General features: G+C 67.5%; 15 protein-coding genes. 8 read left to right on the top strand and 7 right to left on the bottom strand.

What is annotated here, in order from left to right:
* Positions 1-40: 40 nt before the first annotated feature.
* Positions 41-1,900 carry a capsular polysaccharide export protein, LipB/KpsS family gene (locus tag ACU4E7_RS13945; protein ID WP_447019200.1) on the top strand — a complete coding sequence of 620 codons (1,860 nt, stop codon included), beginning with the start codon at positions 41-43 and terminating at the stop codon, positions 1,898-1,900.
* Between the two features lie 12 nt (positions 1,901-1,912).
* On the opposite strand, the gene sseA is transcribed toward ACU4E7_RS13945, so the two are convergent.
* The 4 genes from sseA to ACU4E7_RS13965 form a co-directional block, all read right to left on the bottom strand.
* Positions 1,913-2,752 (bottom strand): 3-mercaptopyruvate sulfurtransferase, encoded by an 840-nt coding sequence (gene sseA / locus ACU4E7_RS13950; RefSeq protein WP_447019201.1) that lies wholly within the window; start codon positions 2,750-2,752, stop codon positions 1,913-1,915.
* A gap of 88 nt (positions 2,753-2,840) precedes the next feature.
* Positions 2,841-3,872 carry a cysteine synthase A gene (locus ACU4E7_RS13955; RefSeq protein ID WP_447021636.1) on the bottom strand — a complete coding sequence of 344 codons (1,032 nt, stop codon included), beginning with the start codon at positions 3,870-3,872 and terminating at the stop codon, positions 2,841-2,843.
* Between the two features lie 72 nt (positions 3,873-3,944).
* The gene (locus ACU4E7_RS13960; RefSeq protein WP_447019202.1) at positions 3,945-5,411 is read right to left on the bottom strand and encodes a cryptochrome/photolyase family protein; all 1,467 of its coding nucleotides are present in this window, start codon (positions 5,409-5,411) and stop codon (positions 3,945-3,947) included.
* A 181-nt stretch (positions 5,412-5,592) separates the two neighbouring features.
* On the bottom strand, positions 5,593-6,474 hold the full coding sequence (locus tag ACU4E7_RS13965) for a LysR substrate-binding domain-containing protein (protein ID WP_238121589.1): 882 nt from the start codon (positions 6,472-6,474) through the stop codon (positions 5,593-5,595).
* Positions 6,475-6,697: 223 nt separating this feature from the next.
* On the opposite strand from ACU4E7_RS13965, the gene ACU4E7_RS13970 reads away from it, so the two are divergent.
* Positions 6,698-7,024, top strand: a complete 327-nt coding sequence (locus tag ACU4E7_RS13970; protein WP_447019203.1) for a DUF1127 domain-containing protein — start codon at positions 6,698-6,700, stop codon at positions 7,022-7,024.
* A gap of 110 nt (positions 7,025-7,134) precedes the next feature.
* Here the strand turns inward: ACU4E7_RS13970 and ACU4E7_RS13975 are convergent, their stop codons facing one another.
* The 3 genes from ACU4E7_RS13975 to ACU4E7_RS13985 all read right to left on the bottom strand — a co-directional run bounded on the left by ACU4E7_RS13975 (position 7,135) and on the right by ACU4E7_RS13985 (position 11,109).
* Positions 7,135-8,247, bottom strand: a complete 1,113-nt coding sequence (locus ACU4E7_RS13975) for a DUF937 domain-containing protein (RefSeq protein ID WP_447019204.1) — start codon at positions 8,245-8,247, stop codon at positions 7,135-7,137.
* Positions 8,248-8,514: 267 nt separating this feature from the next.
* Positions 8,515-10,356: a monovalent cation:proton antiporter-2 (CPA2) family protein gene (locus tag ACU4E7_RS13980; protein ID WP_447019205.1), complete on the bottom strand. Its 1,842-nt coding sequence runs from the start codon at positions 10,354-10,356 to the stop codon at positions 8,515-8,517.
* A 165-nt stretch (positions 10,357-10,521) separates the two neighbouring features.
* Positions 10,522-11,109 carry an invasion associated locus B family protein gene (locus ACU4E7_RS13985; protein ID WP_238121595.1) on the bottom strand — a complete coding sequence of 196 codons (588 nt, stop codon included), beginning with the start codon at positions 11,107-11,109 and terminating at the stop codon, positions 10,522-10,524.
* Positions 11,110-11,646: 537 nt separating this feature from the next.
* Here ACU4E7_RS13985 and coxB point away from each other — a divergent pair.
* From coxB to ACU4E7_RS14015, 6 genes are all read left to right on the top strand, one after another.
* Complete coding sequence (gene coxB / locus ACU4E7_RS13990) at positions 11,647-12,483, top strand: cytochrome c oxidase subunit II (protein ID WP_447021637.1); 837 nt, start codon at positions 11,647-11,649, stop codon at positions 12,481-12,483.
* A gap of 152 nt (positions 12,484-12,635) precedes the next feature.
* Positions 12,636-14,240, top strand: a complete 1,605-nt coding sequence (ctaD, locus tag ACU4E7_RS13995) for a cytochrome c oxidase subunit I (protein WP_238121597.1) — start codon at positions 12,636-12,638, stop codon at positions 14,238-14,240.
* 132 nt (positions 14,241-14,372) lie between these two features.
* The gene (locus tag ACU4E7_RS14000) at positions 14,373-15,278 is read left to right on the top strand and encodes a heme o synthase (protein WP_447021638.1); all 906 of its coding nucleotides are present in this window, start codon (positions 14,373-14,375) and stop codon (positions 15,276-15,278) included.
* Positions 15,275-15,553 (top strand): hypothetical protein, encoded by a 279-nt coding sequence (locus tag ACU4E7_RS14005; protein WP_447021700.1) that lies wholly within the window; start codon positions 15,275-15,277, stop codon positions 15,551-15,553. The genes ACU4E7_RS14000 and ACU4E7_RS14005 overlap by 4 nt, the downstream gene beginning before the upstream one ends.
* Positions 15,554-15,563: 10 nt before the next feature.
* Positions 15,564-16,160: a cytochrome c oxidase assembly protein gene (locus ACU4E7_RS14010; RefSeq protein ID WP_447019206.1), complete on the top strand. Its 597-nt coding sequence runs from the start codon at positions 15,564-15,566 to the stop codon at positions 16,158-16,160.
* Between the two features lie 110 nt (positions 16,161-16,270).
* A complete protein-coding gene (locus ACU4E7_RS14015) occupies positions 16,271-17,104 on the top strand; it encodes a cytochrome c oxidase subunit 3 (RefSeq protein WP_447019207.1) in 834 nt (277 codons plus the stop codon).
* Positions 17,105-17,127 lie beyond the last annotated feature (23 nt).

A 17,127-nucleotide genomic window follows, 5' to 3' on the forward strand; every position in this document is an offset into this window, starting at 1 on the left:
CGCGCATGGGCGGATGGCGGCGGCTGGTGAGAGCGTGAGGATGGTCGAGGACGGGGCACGGCGAGCGCTCATCTTCCGGATGGCGGGAGAGGAATCCTACACCAATGGGGTGCAACTGGCCCGCACGGTGGAGCGGGCGGGCTTCCAGCCGATGCTGGTCCCGTTCTGGCCGGATCTCCAGCAACCGGCGGACTCCCCAGGAGCGCGGGCGCTGTTGGACGGCGGCTTCGATCGGGCGCCAAGAGTGTCGGCCTTTGCCTTTGCGCGGCGCTTTGGATTCGCGCCGGATCTCATCGATCTCTCCACCCACAACCTCGCCATTGGCGATGCCCGAATCGATAACCTCATCACGGAGTCGGCCTGGAACCAGCAGATGCGCGGCACCGCTGCCCGCGCCGCCGCGCTGATGGCCGAACTCGCGCCGGACGTTGTGTTCGTGCCCCATGGGGGCGAAGTGGTCTCGCGGCTGCTGGCCGTCATGGCGGCCCATCTGCAGCTGCCGTATGTCTATTGGGAAAGTCCCTTCTTTCCCGGCTACCATTTCGTGGATGCCTTCGCGCCACACTTCTTTCGTGGCGCCTGCCGCATTGATCGCAGCTGGCGGGAGCTGGGGGCGCCGGCGGATGCGGCCGCGCTTGCGCGGGCCGATGATTTCGTGCGCGCCTGGCGCGCCCAACGCCTCTCCAAATATGCGCAGACCACCGATCCGCGGGCGCTGGCCGCCCTCAGCACCTGGCTGGGGCAGGAGACGGGACCGGTGGTGTTCGTTCCGGGGCAGGTGCCGTTCGATGCCACCATTGCGGTGAGCCTGCGTGAATACGACGACCTTGGCGCCATCTATCGGGCGGTCCTCGCCGGGCTGCCGGCCCCCTGGCGGGTGATTTTCAAGCCGCATCCGCGCAATCCGGATCCGATTCCGGAGGTGTCCGGCTCGGAACGGGTGTTTCTCGCGGCCGGCCTGTCCATCCACGATATCTTTCCCCATTGCCAGGCGGTGGCGCTGCATTCGTCCAATGTGGGCCTGGAAGCGTTGATGGTCGGTTTGCCGGTGATCGCTTGGGGAGAGCCCTATTACGGCCGCAAGGGCCTCACCATCGACCTCGACGATGCGGCCGATGTGGCGCGGGTGCTGGCGGCGGGTGTGCCGCCGGCTCCCGATCCGCTCCGGGTGCGGGGGCTGGTGGCCCATGTGCTCGAGCGTGGCCTGGTGCGCCAGGACGACGGCGCGGAGATGGCCACGCGGATCGCTGAGGCCAGCGCTGCGCCCCCGCCGGCCCGTGCATCCTGGTATGGGGCGCCTCTGCAGAGGTTGCTGGCGGTGGGCTACCGCCTGGATGCGGCTTTGGCACGAAATCTGGGGATGCAGCGGGCCTTGGCCCAGCTGTCGCGGGATGAGCGCCGGTTGCTGGAACGTCGGTTCGGTGCACGGGCCATTTGGCATCTGCGAGGGTGGGCTGTCGCACAGCACGGCTTGGTGCGGCGGCTTCTGCTGGCGCGTCTGTTCCGCCGCCGGCTGGGGCTGCGGGTGGTGGTCAGTCCGGTCAATCTGCAGGCCATGGCCGATCCGCGCGTGGCGCTGCGGCGTCTGGCGGCGATGGCCCGTCGGCGCCCGGTGGTGGCGGTACTGCCGGCGGCAGGGGCCGATCGCCATGCGATGCAGCGCCTGACGGTTGCTGAGGTCCGGGAATTGGCTGCTGCCTGGCGGCTCAGGGTCGAGGCCTTCCCTGGAGCCGGGGCTGCATCCACCCCTGCGCCGGCCACCGTACTGCTGCTGCGCCCGCAAGGGGCGCAGCCGGTGTCGGCGGAGGATGAGGTATGGCTCACCGGCCAACTGCGTCGTGCGAACGCCCCCTGGCACCGCGGCCGCGCCGGCGCAGCGCCGCAGGATCCTGAGCGCTGAATCTGGCCGGCGTCAGCCGACGGCGACGGGCTTGTCGCTGGCGCCCCATTCGGTCCAGGAGCCGTCGTAAAGCGCCTGGGGCCGCTTGCCGATGCGCTCCAGCGCTACCCACAGGATGGCCGCCGAGACGCCCGAGCCGCAGGTGGTGATCACCGGCTTCGACAGGTCGAGCCCGGTCTCGGCGACGATGGCGCGCACCTCGTCCGCCGGCTTCAGGCGGCCGTTGTCCACCAGTTGGCCCCAGGGCAGGTTGAAGGCGCCGGGCATGTGGCCGGAGCGCAGGCCGGCACGGGGCTCCGGCACCTCGCCGCGGAAGCGGGTGTCCTGGCGGGCGTCCAGCAGCTGGGCGGAGCCGCTGGTGAGGGCCCGGTCGACGCTGTTGATGTCGGCCACCATGGAATGGTCGAGGCGGGCGGTGAAGGTCGCTGGCGGGCGGGTGGCGGGGCCCTGCGCGGTGGGCCGATCCTCGGCCAGCCATTTGGCAAGGCCGCCGTCGAGGATGGCGACGTCGGCGGCGCCGAACACCCGGAAGGTCCACCACACCCGCGGCGCCGAGAACAGGCCGAGGCTGTCATAGACGACGATGCGATGGCCGTCGCCGATGCCCAACGCCCCCACCGCGTGGGCGAAGGCGTGCGGATCCGGCAGCATGTGGGGCAGATCGGTGGAATGATCGGCGATGGCGTCGATGTCGAAGAACACCGCGCCGGGAATGTGCCGTTCGAGGAATTCGCTGGCGCCGCTGCGGCCGGCATCCGGCATGAACCAGGAGGCGTCCACCACCACCAGGTCCGGCGAGCTCAGGTTGGCGGCGAGCCACTCCGTGGAAACGAACGTCGGGCTATCGGGCATGGCGGATCCTCCTGTCGCCCCGTTATGCCCCATCCGCCGTCGGAGCGGAGGGGGCCGGGCGCGTCATCCACAAGCGGGCGGTGGCGCGTCACAGTGTGACGTCGGGCACCTCGATCTTGCGCTCCAGCCAGGCCGGCACCGGCAGCGCCTTGCTGCGCAGGAACTCCGGGTTGAACAGCTTGGACTGATAGCGGGTGCCGTAATCGGCGAGGATGGTGACGATGGTGTGCCCCGGCCCCATCTCATGGGCGAGGCGGATGGCCCCGGCCACGTTGACGCCAGACGAGCCGCCCACGCACAGGCCCTCGTGTTCCAGAAGGTCGAACACGATCGGCACGGATTCCGTGTCGGGGATCTGGAAAGCGGTGTCGATGGGCGCGCCCTCCAGATTGGCGGTGATGCGGCCCTGGCCGATGCCTTCGGTGATGGACGAGCCTTCGGCGTGAAGGGTGCCGGTGGTGTAATAGGAATAGAGCGCTGCCCCGGGCGGATCGGCGAGGCCGATCTGGATGGCTGTGTTGCGCTCCTTCAGGGCGATGGCGATACCGGCGAGAGTGCCGCCGGAGCCCACCGCGCAGATGAAGCCGTCCACCTTGCCATCGGTCTGGGCAAAGATTTCCGGGCCGGTGGTGTCGATATGGGCCTGGCGGTTGGCCACATTGTCGAACTGGTTGGCCCAGATGGCGCCATTGGGCTCGGTCTTGGCCAGGGCCTCGGCGAGGCGGCCGGAATATTTCACGTAATTGTTGGGGCTGGAATAGGGGGCCGCCGGCACTTCCACCAAGGTGGCGCCGGCGAGCTTCAGCATGTCCTTCTTTTCCTGGGACTGGGTCTCGGGAATGACGATGACGGTGCGAAAGCCGAACGGCGCCGCCACCAGGGCAAGGCCGATGCCGGTATTGCCGGCGGTGCCCTCGACGATGACGCCGCCGGGCCGCAGGGTGCCCTTGGCGATGGCATCGGTGATGATGCCGAGCGCCGCGCGGTCCTTCACCGACTGGCCGGGATTGAGGAATTCGGCCTTGGCAAGAATGTCGCAGCCGGTTGCCTCGGAGGCACGCTTCAAGCGGATCAACGGGGTGTTGCCAATGGATTCCACGAGGCCATTGCGGATCATGATGGATAAATCCTTCAATCAAACGTGGGTTTCATATAATCCGCAAATCGGATGTATATCAAGAAATAAGATCCATCAATTTTGTGTGGATTTAAGCGCGCGCAATGCGCGCTCCCGTGCTGCCGCGTGGTCCACGATGGGCTTGGGATAGGTGGTGCCGAGGGTGACGCCAGCCCGGCGGAGGGTGGCGGCGTCGGCGGCCCAGGGCTTGTGCAGCACGCTCGCGGGCAGATCGGCGAGCTCGGGCACGAAGCGGCGCACATAGGCGCCGTCCGGGTCGAATTTCTCGCCCTGCAGCACCGGATTGAAGATGCGGAAATACGGCGCAGCATCAAGCCCGGTGCCCGCCACCCATTGCCAGCTCGCCGGATTGTTGGCGGGGCAGGCGTCCACCAGCGTGTCCCAGAACCAGGCTTCGCCGGCCCGCCAGTCGATCAACAGGTGCTTGGCGAGGAACGAGGCCACCACCATGCGCACCCGATTGTGCATGAAGCCGGTCTGCCACAATTCGCGCATGCCGGCATCCACCAGCGGATAGCCGGTGCGGCCGCGCTGCCAGGCCTTCAGCTCGCCGGGGGCCTCGCGCCAGGGGAAATGGTCGAGCGCCGGCTGGATGTTGCGCAAAGCGATGTCCGGCTCGGCCTCCAGCAGATGGTGGCTGAACTCGCGCCAATAGAGCTCGCTGATGAATTTCTCCGCGTCGGCGCCGGGCACATCGCCGGCGGCCTGCGCATGGGTCACCGCCGCCAGGATCTGGCGTGGCGAGATCTCGCCGAACCTGAGATAGGGGGAGAGGCGCGAGATGTGCGGCGCTGCCGGCCGGTCCCGGCCTTCGCCATAGCCGCGCAGCCCTTCGGCGATGAAATCGGCGAGGCGGGTCTCCGCCGCCGCGGCGCCGGGCCGCCAGGTGCGCCGCAGGCCCCCGGCCCAGTCCGGATGCTCCGGCTCGAGGCCCCAGCTGTCCAATGTGGCGAGGAGATCAGTGTCCAGCGTATCCGCCGCACCGGAAAGGTCGGCAGCGACGGGATGGGGCGGTGCCGGCAGCGGCTGGCCCGGCGCCGGCAGCTGGCGGGCCGCCCGCTGGAAGGCGGCGAAGGTGCGGGGCAGCCGGCCGCTGGCGCCATGCACCGTGCCGGGCGGATGCAGCAGCCGCCCGTTGAACATCTGCACCTTGCGCCCGGCGGTCCGCAGCCGGGCGGCCACCTCCGCATCCACGGCAGCGGCTGCGGCTCCGGGTCGCTGGTTGAGGGTGATGAGCCCGGCGTCCAGGGCGCCCGCCACCTGCGGCACCAGGTCCGCCGCCGGCCCGCGCCGCAGGATCAAGGGAAGGCCCATCTGGTGGAGATCATGGGCCAGCTGGCGCAGGGCGCCGGCCAGCCACCAGCGGGCCGCGCCGCCAAGCGGGCGCAGGCCCGGGCTGTCTTCGTCGAGCACGAACAGCGCCGCCACCGGCCGACCCTCGGCGGTGGCGTGGTTGAGGGCGGGATTGTCCGACAGGCGCAGATCGTCGCGAAACCAGATCAGGGCCGGAGCGTTCGTCATCGTCGTCTCGCGCACGTCAGAGCGGGGAGCGACACTCCCGCCGTTTGTCGCGGCGCGCAAGCGGGGCCGAAGCTCGCCGCGAGAGCATGTCATCGCTTCATGGAAACGATGACATGCTCTCTCCCATTGACCTCTCGCATTTTCTTCACGCGAACCGGTATCCACTTCGCTCGAAAATGCTCTATTGGGCGGCTTCCGCCTCATTCAGATTGTCGAGGCCCTGAATGACGTGCTGGGCCAGCGCATCGGCCAGGGGCGAGGGCTCGTGGCGGTTGCGGAGCAGGCCGATGTCGCAGGGCGGCAGGGGCGGGTAGCCATCGGCGGTGCCCAGCACCCGCATGCCTGGCCGCAGCGCCGATTCGGGGAACACCGAGACCGCCAGCCCCGCCAGCACCGCCGCCGCCACGGCGCCGGAATTTGGGCTGGTATAGAGAATGCGATGGGGCCGCCCGGCGGCGGCGAGGCGGGCCACCGCAATGTCGCGCCACTGGCAGGTGGGCCGGCCCAGCGCCAGGGGCACCGGCGTTTCCAGGTGGATGGCATGGCGCGCCGAGGACACCCACAGCAGCCGCTCGCGGCGGATCACATGGGCATTGCGGGCGGTGATCTCGGTGGCGGTGATGATGGCGATGTCGACGGCGCCGGTGGCGATGCGCTGCACCAGATCGCTGGAGGGCTCGCACAGCACGGTGAGTTCCACCGAAGGGTGGGTGCGCCAGAAGCGGGCCATGATGTCCGGCAGGTAGCGGTCGGCATAATCGTCCGGCACGCCCAGGCAGACGCGGCCGGAGAGGGCGGTATCGGTGAACGAGCCGATGGCTTCGAGATTCAGCTTCACGATCCGCCGCGCATAATCGAGCAGGCGCTCGCCATCCTCCGTGAGGCGCGAGGCGCGGCCGTCGCGGGTGAAGATGGGCCGGCCGACCCGGTCCTCCAGCCGCTTCATCTGCATGGACACCGCCGACTGGGTCTTGTGCACCACCTCTGCCGCGCGGGTGAAGCTGCCGGTTTCGGCGATGGCGACGAAGGTGCGCAACTGGTCGGGATCGAGCAGGACGGTCATGGCGATTTCACCGGGCGTTTCAACGGCTGTTATGGCGTCTCTTCGGGGCGCTCATTCATCACGCAGAATGATATGAGGAATGAATAACATTCGCTAGCGTGATTTATCGGGGCGCGCCACAAAGAGCGCGCCGACGTGATGCGATGCGAAATCGGGTGGTTGAAACGCCACCTGCAGGCCCAGGAAAGGAGGCCCATCCGCAGTCCCGGCAACGGAGATGAACATGAGCGTTTATGGCGAAACCCGCAGGATCATGACCGCCCCCGTGGGAGGGGCGCTGGCCACCCTCGTCATGCTGGCGGTGGCCGGCGTGCGTCAGGGGGCCAAAGCTGTGGTCAATCTGAGCCGGACGCTCGAGCATCGCCGCGTGATCTCGCAACTCGCGGGGCTGGACGATCATATGCTGCGCGACATCGGCATCACCCGCGCCGACCTGCGCGACGCTGCGGCGGAGCCCCTCGGTGCAGACCCCACCCGGGTTCTGGTGCTGCGCAGCACCGAGCGCCGCGTGGCCCAGCGCCTGAGCCAGTGGGCCCGCGCGGGCCACTGAACCCGATCCTCTTCGGCGGGTAGACCCCTCGAACCCGCCGCTCCTGGACCCGCGCCGACCGCAACCGGCGCGGGTCCTTTTATTGGGCTCTGCTGATGCTCGCCCGGCGGCTACTGCCCACCGTCCTTGCCTTTCACGAGGCGCGGCTTCTCGGGCGGCAGGATTTCCGCTTCTGGGGCGCGGGCGGAGGGGGTCCGGTTGATGAGGTCGAGCCAGAATTCGGGGAAGGAGTAGGGCGGGCGCTCGCCCGCCGTCAGGCCGGGAAACGCCGGGGGAAAGCCCTGGGCGAACATGCGGGCGAAGAATTCCTGGAAGGGCTGCAGCGGATTGTTCATCAGGTCCGGCGCGGTGCCCATGCGCGGGGTCCCACCGGCATGGGCCGGTTGTGCCATGGCCGGTGCCGGCTGCGGGTTCATCTGCTGTCCAAGCTGCTGCCCGAACTGCTGGCTCATGGCGTTGGCGGCCTGCCCACCGGCCTGGGCCATGGTGTTGGCCATGGCATTCACCACATCCTGCCAGGCGTTGCCCGATGACGCGGGCCGCGCCGCGGCGGGGGGCTGCGCCTGCTGGAACATCATCTGAGCGAAGGCGTCGGCCCACGGGTTGCCGCTGCTCTGCGGCCGGGTGTTGGCGCTGGTGGTGGAGAATGCCATGAAGGCGTCGATCCAGGGGTTGCCCGAGGAGATGGGCGCCGGCCGCGTGGCCGGCTCGCCGATGGGCAGCCGGCTCAGCATGGCGGCGGTCATGGATTGCAGCGCGCCGGAGGCGGCGAGGGATTTGGCCAGTCCACCCACCACGAGGCTGGCGTAGGCCGGCATGATCTGCCGCACCATGGCGATGCCGAGGCCGGTGGTGGCCGCCACATGGCTGGCCACGGCGCGGCTCACCTCGGATGAGCCGAACACCGTGTTGAGCGCATCGGTGCCGGCCTGGTTGAGATCCGGTGTCGGCGGCGGCGTGTAGCTGGTGCCGGGAAACGGCGCCGAAGGCGTCGGCGCCCCCTGGCTGTAATAGGTGCCGTAGGGGCCGCTGAGCATCAGCGCCATCAGCGATGCCATGGCCTCGGGCGACTGGGTGATGTGGCGGAAGCCGTCCGCGAAGGCCGGCATCATCGCGTCCGCGATGGCCTGCGCCTGCTGTGTGGACAGCCCGTAGACCCGTGCCAGGTTCTCCATCCCGTGTCCCCCCTGAGCGGCGCGCAGCAGCTCCACAAAATGATCCATCGCCACCTCCGCCCGGGTTCGGTGGGTCGGCTGCGCCACCCTCCTGGACCCGCCAGTCGTCCGTTTCCTCAGATGCGCGGAGCCATGGGCTCCGTTCGGCCCGTCTGCCGCGGGCTCTTGTCGCGCGCTGCCGCCGGTTCGCCACCGCTCATGCGACCCGTGCAGAGGACCACAAGGTGCGGCGTGCGTCACTTACCCGTTAGGCGCTTGTGAGGGAGCTTAAGCCATCATGTCACCGAAATCACGACAGGATCGGAAAGGGGGCCGTCAGCCGGAGAATTCGGTCTCGTGGGTGAGGATGTCCTGCGCCTCGGCATTGAGCGGCCGGGCCGGCTTGCCGGGGGTGGTCAGCGGCTCGGGCTCCACCTTGTGGCCCCGCACCAGCTCCGGTGCGGCAAAAATGCCTTCCTGCATCTGCCGCTCCAGCCGGGCGCGATCGCGGGTGCGCACATCATCGATGCGGGCGCTCGCTGCCTCGGCGGCGACGCCCAGCGCGCGCAAGGTGCGATTGCCGAAGGTGAGGGCCGATTCGAGCGTCTCGCGGATCTCGAACGCCACCCCCATCCGCAGCAGCTCCATGGAATGGATGCGATCGAAGCTGCGCACGAACAGCTTGGCGCCGGGCATGGTGGCCTTCACCACCTCGACGATTCGGTTGGCGTCTCCCTTGTCGTCCACGCACACGCAGATCACCTTGCAGGTGTCGGCGCCGGCGGCGCGCAGCACTTCGGGCCGGGTGCCGTCGCCATAATAGATGTGCACGCCGAAGCGGCCGGCGCTCTGGATCATCTCCACGTCGTTGTCGATGATGGTCACGCCGATCCCTTCCGCCAGCAGACATTGGGACACGATCTGGCCGAACCGGCCGAAGCCGATTACCAGCACCGAGCCGTCGGCATCGGAAAAGTCGTCGGGTTCCGGCTCGGGGGCCGGGGTGCCGAAGCGGGGCAACATCAGGCTGATGCCGGCGAACAGCAGCGGACCAAGGATCATGGACAAGGCGGCCAGGGCGATCAGCAGATCGGCTTGGGCCGGCGTCAATATCCCGTTGGACAGGCTGAGAGGAAACAGCACGAAGGCGAACTCGCCGGCCGGCAGCAGTGCCACTGAGGCCAGCAGCGATTGCTGCCCGCCGATGGCATCGGCGCGGAACACGCTGAACACCACGATGCATTTCACCACCGCCACCAGCGCGGTGCCGAACAGCAGCAGTCCCACGTTCTGCACCACCACCGCCACATTGAGCGACATGCCGACGCTCATGAAGAACATGGCCAGCAGCAGCCCGCGGAAGGCATCCACATTGGCTTCCAGCTCATGACGGAAGGTGCTTTCCGACAGCAGCAGCCCGGCGAGGAACGCGCCCAGCGCCATGGACATGCCGGCCGCCTGCATCAGGCCCGCCGCCCCCAGCACCACCAGCAGCGCCGCTGCCGTCATCGCCTCCCGGGCGCCGGAGCGGGCCAGCACCCGGAACAGAGGATTGAGCAGATAGCGCCCCGCCACCACGATGACGGCGATGGCGGCGATGGCGGTGCCGGCGCGCATGAGCGCGATCAGCGGGTCCTGGGCGAGCTTGCTTTCCCCCGGCGCGAGCAGCGGCACAAGGGCGAGCAGCGGCACCACCGCGATGTCCTGGAACAGCAGGATGGAGAAGGTACGCTGTCCGTAGGGCGTGTTGAAATCGCCGCGCTCATTGAGGAGTTGGAGGGCGATGGCGGTCCCGGACACCGATAGGGCGAGGCCGCTGACCACCGCTGCGGCCAGTCCGAATCCGAATTCGAAATAGGCGAGGAGCGAGAAGCCGAGCGCGCTCAGCAGCAATTGCGCGGTGCCGAGGCCGAAAATATAGCGGCCCATGGACAAGAGCCGTGAGGGCTTCAATTCCAGGCCGATCAGAAACAGCAGCATCACCACGCCGAGTTCGGCGACGGTGGAGACCACCGTGGGGTCGGCCACATTGAGCCCGACCGGGCCGATGGCGATGCCCACCAGGAGATAGCCGACCACCGGGGAGAAGCCGAGGCGCTTGGCGAGGGGAACCGAGATCACGGCAGCGGTGAGAAACGCGAGCGCTGCCATGAACAGCGCATGATCTTCGCCGTGCATCCCCAGATCTCCTGCGTCACCCGTCCAGCGACGCCTTCACGAAACGCCCCGCTCTATGAGGGGCGTTTTGTCCATCAAAGCGTGTTCAAACCGTGCCGACGGTGCGGCATGTGCAGGGCAGGGAGCAATCCGCGGAGCAGTGCGGCACAACGGCCACGCTGCAGATCACTTCAGCGTGTCGAAGCCCGGGCCGAAGCCGTCGAGGCTCAGCGGCACGCCGATGCCTTCTTCCGGGGTCTGGAAGATGATGAAGGTGGCCTGTTTGCCGCTCTTGAGGCGCGAGATGAGGGTGTCATCCATCACCACCTCGGCCACGCAGCCATTGGGCAGGCAGCGCACGAACGGGGTGCGGCCCACGTCCTGGTCGTCGACCTTGAGGCCGAGCCCCGCCGGCAGCAGCACGCCGAGCGGCGCCAGCACGCGGAGCAGCCGGTTCTTCTGGTCAGCGGTCTTCAGCACGATCACCGTGAGGCCGACATTCGGCCGATCCTCGGCCTGCACCGACTGCAGCAGCACGCATTGCTCGCTCTGGGCGCCGGGCGGCGTATCGCAGCGGATCTGCCACTCGCCGTGCACGGACTTCACCACGCCCTGCGCCGCAGCCGAGCGGGGCGCGAGGCATGTGGCGCCGAGCGCGGCGATGGCGAGAAGGGCCAGTCCGAGCAGGCGCTGGAGACGCGCCGGCGTCCCCGGCCGTCCGGCGCCGCCAATGAGGGCCGGAAAAAGGAGGACACCACGGGACGACACGACCATCAACACGACTCCGGAAGCGACGAGCAGCGCGCCCGGGGGCCGGGCTCCTCTCGAATAGCGGGATTTCGCAACGATTGCCTTAATGCTCAGGCGTTCCTGTCAACAATGGGGCGATTCCGGTGCCGTTCCGCCCTTCGCCCCCGCCGGCGTTTCCAGGATCGCCCATGGACGCCGCCATGGCGATACGGGCGGATATCCGCCTAACCTGCGGTGAATTGTCTCATGCAGACGCGGCAGCCGGTTGACGCCCGACCAACCCAGGCAGGTGCGCAGACGCGGCACAGAATTGATTTGGAACAATTTTTAGCGTACCGCGACGTCGAGCCGCACCGGCGTGGGCGGGCTGCCTGAGAGAGGGGCAGAGTGTCGCATTGCAGCGACGCTCCAGTTCTGGGCCGCGTGGAGGTGATTGTGTTTGATGATCGCCGGGGAACGTGGCAGCCTGAACTCAGATCGGCAAAAGCCGACGAATTGCGGTGAAAGCCGGAACGGACATCGGCACTGACGAGCCGAGCCAGGGAAGAGGCGTTCGAGATGATGTCGCGCATCGGCACAGCCGTCTGCGCCGCGTCGAGTTTTTCCGCGGTGCTGTTCGCCGCTCCGGCGGCTTTCGCCGGGACGGGTCAACCCTCTCCGTGGCAGATGAATCTGCAGGGCGCAGCCACGCCCGTCATGGAGAGTATCCGGTCGTTCAACAGCTTCTTGCTGGTGATCATCACATCCATCGTGCTGTTCGTTCTGGTGCTGCTCGCCATCGTGGTGCTGCGCTTCAACGAGAAGGCCAATCCCACGCCCTCGCGCACCAGCCACAACACCTTGATCGAGGTGGCGTGGACCGTGGTGCCGGTGATGATCCTGGTGGCCATCGCCATCCCCTCGTTCCGCCTGCTGCATCTGGAACTCAAGGTGCCGACGGCGGATCTCACCGTGAAGGCGGTGGGGCACCAATGGTATTGGTCCTACGAATACCCGGACGATGGCGGCTTCGGCTTCGATTCCATGCTGGTGGCCGACAAGGACCTGAAGCCCGGGCAGCCCCGGCTGCTGACCGTCGACAATGAGCTGGTGGTTCCCGTCGACAAGGTGATCCGCGTTCAGGTGACCGCCGCCGACGTGATCCATTCGTTCGCCGTGCCATCGTTCGGCATCAAGATCGATGCCCTGCCCGGGCGGCTGAACGAGACCTGGTTCAAGGTCACCAAAGAGGGCGTCTATTACGGCCAGTGTTCGGAATTGTGCGGGCGGGATCACGCCTTCATGCCGATCGCCGTCCGCGCCCTCAACGCGCAGGATTACGAGGCGTGGCTGGCCAGCGCCAAGGGGCGCTTCGCTTCCGCCGAAGATGCCGCCGGGCAGCTCGCCGACGCGCGCTAGGCCCGCCGGTTCGACACGTTTCCCGGGCGGCCGCCGGCGGCCCGGACCAGAGGGAGCAGGGGCTTGATCGGGGCGGCAGAACTCCGACAGCCCTTGCCACCACCGGCGCCGAAGCCGGTGTGAGGGATGGATCCAAGAAAAGGACCACGGGCATGGTTAGCGAGGCCGTTTCCGCTGTCGATCACGCGCCCATCCCCACTGGATGGCGGCGTTGGCTGTTCTCGACCAATCACAAGGATATCGGCCTCATGTACCTGATCTTCGCCATCGTGGCGGGGGTCATGGGCGGCGCGCTTTCCATCGCCATCCGCATGGAACTGCAGCAGCCGGGCATGCAGATCTTTGCCGATCCGCAGATTTTCAATGTCTTCACCACGGCCCATGGCCTCATCATGATCTTTTTCATGGTGATGCCGGCGCTGATTGGCGGCTATGGCAATTATTTCGTTCCGCTGATGATCGGCGCGCCGGATACCGCCTTTCCGCGCATCAACAACATCGCCTTCTGGCTGCTGCCGCCGGCCTTCATCCTGGCGATTTCCTCCCTGTTCGTGGAGGGGGCCCCGGGCTCCAACGGCTTCGGCGGCGGCTGGACCATCTATCCGCCTTTGTCGTCCAAGGTCGGACACCCCGGGCCGGCCATGGATCTGCTGATCTTCGCCTTGCATCTGGCCGGCGTGTCGTCGTTGCTCGGCGCCATCAACCTCATCACCACCATCTTCAACATGCGCGCACCCGGCATGACCCTGCACAAGATGCCGCTGTTCGTGTGGTCGCAGCTGGTCACCGGCTTCCTGCTGCTGCTGTCGCTGCCGGTGCTGGCGGGCGCCATCACCATGCTGCTCACTGACCGCAACTTCGGCACCACCTTCTTCGATCCGGCGGGCGGGGGTGATCCCATCCTGTTCCAGCATCTGTTCTGGTTCTTCGGCCATCCGGAAGTCTATATCCTCATCCTGCCGGGCTTCGGCATCGTCTCCCATATCGTGGCGACTTTCGCCCGCAAGCCGGTGTTCGGCTATCTGGGCATGGCCTACGCCATGGTGGCCATCGGCGTGGTCGGGTTCGTGGTGTGGGCGCACCACATGTATACGGTAGGCCTGTCCGCCGGAACCCAATCGTATTTCGTGGCCGCGACCATGATCATCGCGGTGCCTACGGGCGTGAAGATCTTCTCGTGGATCGCCACCATGTGGGGCGGATCCATCCAGTTCCGCACCCCCATGCTGTGGGCGATCGGCTTCATCTTCCTGTTCACCGTAGGGGGCGTGACCGGTGTCGTTCTGTCCAATGCGGGCATCGACCGGTCGCTGCATGACACCTATTATGTGGTGGCCCACTTCCATTATGTGCTGTCGCTGGGGGCCGTGTTCGCCATCTTCGCCGGCTGGTACTATTGGTTCCCGAAGATGTTCGGCTACATGATCCCGGAATTCTGGGGCAAGCTGCATTTCTGGGTGACGTTCGTCGGCGTCAACCTGGTCTTCTTTCCGCAACATTTCCTCGGGCTCGCCGGCATGCCGCGCCGCTATGCGGATTATCCCGACGCCTTCGCGCCCTGGAATTTCGTTTCGTCCATCGGCTCCTACATCTCGGGATGCGCGGTGCTGATCTTCCTCACCGGCACCACGCTGGCTTTCCTGCGCAAGGAGAAGGCGGGCAACAACCCCTGGGGCGTGGGCGCGACCACCCTGGAATGGACCTTGTCGTCACCGCCGCCATTCCACCAGTTCGAGGTGCTGCCGCGGATCAAGTGAGGGCGGCCGAGGGCGGCGAGCGCCGCCCTCGGGTTGCCTCCGGCTTAAGGGTGTCGAGCGCGAAAGGGCGCCATCATGAGCGACGTGGATGCGAGCCTGGGACATGTGACCCGCTCCGGATTCGCCGGGGAGATGGGGCAGGGCGTGGCGACGCCGCGCGACTTCATCGCTCTGCTCAAGCCACGGGTCATGTCGCTGGTGGTGTTCACCGCCCTGGTGGGGCTGCTGCGGGCGCCGGGTGACTTACATCCGGTGCTCGGTTTCACGGCGCTGCTGTGCATCGCGGTGGGGGCGGGCGCGGCGGGGGCGCTCAACATGTGGTGGGATGCGGATATCGATGCGGTGATGGCGCGCACCGCTGGCCGCCCCATTCCCGCCGGCCGGATCGCACCGCGCGAGGCTCTGGCGTTCGGCCTCACCCTCTCCGCCTTTTCGGTGGGGGTGCTGGGGCTGGTGGTCAATGCCCTTGCCGCCGGCCTTCTGGCCTTCACCATCTTCTTCTATGTGGTGATCTACAGCATGTGGCTGAAGCGGACCACGCCGCAGAACATCGTCATCGGCGGCGCGGCGGGGGCGTTGCCGCCACTGGTGGCCTGGGCGGCTGTGGCGGACAGCGTCTCCCTGGAGCCGGTGTTGCTGGTGGCCATCATCTTCTTCTGGACACCGCCGCATTTCTGGTCGCTGGCGCTGTTTCGCGCCGATGACTACGCCCGGGCCGGCGTTCCCATGTTGCCCGTAGTGGCCGGGCCGGACCAGACGCGGCTGCAGATCCTGCTTTACACCCTGTTCCTGGTGCCGCTGGCGGCCAGCCCCGCGGTGCTGGGCTTTGCCGGCCCCCTTTATGGCGCGGTGGCACTGCTGTGCGGCGGGCTGATGGTGACGCGGGCGCTGCGCGTGTTCCGGCTGCGCGAAGGCGAGGCGGCGGTGAAGGCGGCCAAGGGCCTGTTCGGCTTTTCCATTCTTTACCTCTTCGCGCTGTTCGCCACCTTGCTGGCGGAGGCGCTCATGGGGCCGGTCTCGACGGGAGGTTTGTGGTGACGCGACGCGGACACACCAAGGGCAACCGTGCCATGCCGCCGCCGGCGGTCGATCGCAGCCGCGCGCGGGGCCTCCCCGCCGCCCGGACGGTCGCACCGGTGGTGCCGCTGCGCCCCACCGGTGTCGAGCCGGGGGTGGTGCTGACGCCGGAGCAACTGCGCAGCCGCCGCGCGCGCAGTCTGGCCATCGCCCTCACCCTGGGGCTGCTGGCGGTGTTGTTCTACGTGGTCACCCTGGTGAAGCTCGGCCCCGGCGTGCTGGTCCGTCCCTTGTAAGGAGAGAGCGATGGCTCGGCAGGCGCCAATATCGGGGGATCGGGGCCGGCGGCGGCTCGTGGCGCTGTGCTGCCTGGCATTCATCGGTGCCATGGTCGGGGTCACCTATGCCTCGGTCCCGCTTTACGCGGCGTTCTGCTCCCTGACCGGTTTCGGCGGCAGCACCCGGGTCGGGGTCGCGGCGCCGGCGGCCGTGAGCGAGCGGCAGATCGTCATCCGCTTCGATGCCAACGTGGCAGCGGGCCTGCCCTGGTCGTTCACCCCGGATCAGCGGGAGATGTCGGTGAAGATCGGCGCCACCAGCCTGGCCCATTACACCACCCACAACACCTCCACGGCCGCGACCGCCGCCAATGCCACCTACAATGTCTCCCCACCCCAGGCGGGGGCCTATTTCGTGAAGCTGCAGTGCTTCTGTTTCGAGGAGCAGCATCTGGGGGCCGGCGAGCGCGCCGACATGCCGGTGGTCTTCTATGTGGACCCGGCCATTCTGGACGATCCCGACCTGAAGGCGCTGCCCGCCATCACCTTGTCCTACACCTTTTTCCCGGCCAAGCCGCAGGCCCAGCGGGCGGCGGGCCGGACGGCGGGAGCGGCGCAGCTTTAGCCGCCCGCAGGGCGCCGATCCCCGTCCCGGGTCGGCGCCGTTCTTGGATGGGACGGGAGAGAGAACGCCAAGATCGATGCCGTTGACGGCACAAGAAGGAGGCCGCCACCATGGCCGAGGCACACGTCAAGACGCACGATTACCATATGGTTCCTCCGAGCCCGTGGCCGATCATCGGCTCGGTCTCGGCCCTGCTGCTCACCGGCGGCGCGGTGGTGTGGCTGCACGGGGGCACCAGCCTTGTCATGCTGGCCGGGTTGCTGGGCGTGCTCTACACCATGTTCGGCTGGTGGCGGGACGTGATCCTGGAAGGCTACCGGGGCTTCCACACTCAGGTGGTGGATCTGGGCCTGCGCTATGGCACCATTCTCTTCATCGCCTCGGAGGTGATGTTCTTCGTCGCCTGGTTCTGGGCCTTCTTCGATGCCTCCCTGTTCGCCGGGGAGGCGATCAATTTCCAGCGCGCGGAGGTCACCGGCGGGGTCTGGCCGCCGCAGGGCATCGAGACGCTGGACCCCTGGCACCTGCCGCTGCTCAACACACTGATCCTGCTGACCTCCGCCACCACCCTCACCTGGGCGCACCATGCGCTGATCGAAGGCGACCGTGAGGGGTTGCGGCTGGGCCTGTGGTCCACGGTGGGGCTGGGTGTGCTGTTCACCTTGTGCCAGGTCTACGAATATTGGCACGCACACTTCGCCTTCGCCGGAAACATCTATGGTTCCACCTTCTTCATGGCCACCGGCTTCCATGGTTTCCATGTGATCGTCGGCACCGTGTTCCTGGCGGTGTGCCTGCTGCGCGCCTATCTGGGCGACTTCCGGCCGGAGCGGCATTTCGGCCTGGAGGCGGCGGCCTGGTACTGGCACTTCGTCGACGTGGTGTGGCTGTTCCTGTTCGTGTTCATCTATGTGTGGGGGTCGGTGGGCGCGTCCGCCCACTGACGGAGCCGGAGGCAGGAAGCGCG

Source organism: Xanthobacter sp. ZOL 2024 (genome assembly GCF_052932325.1).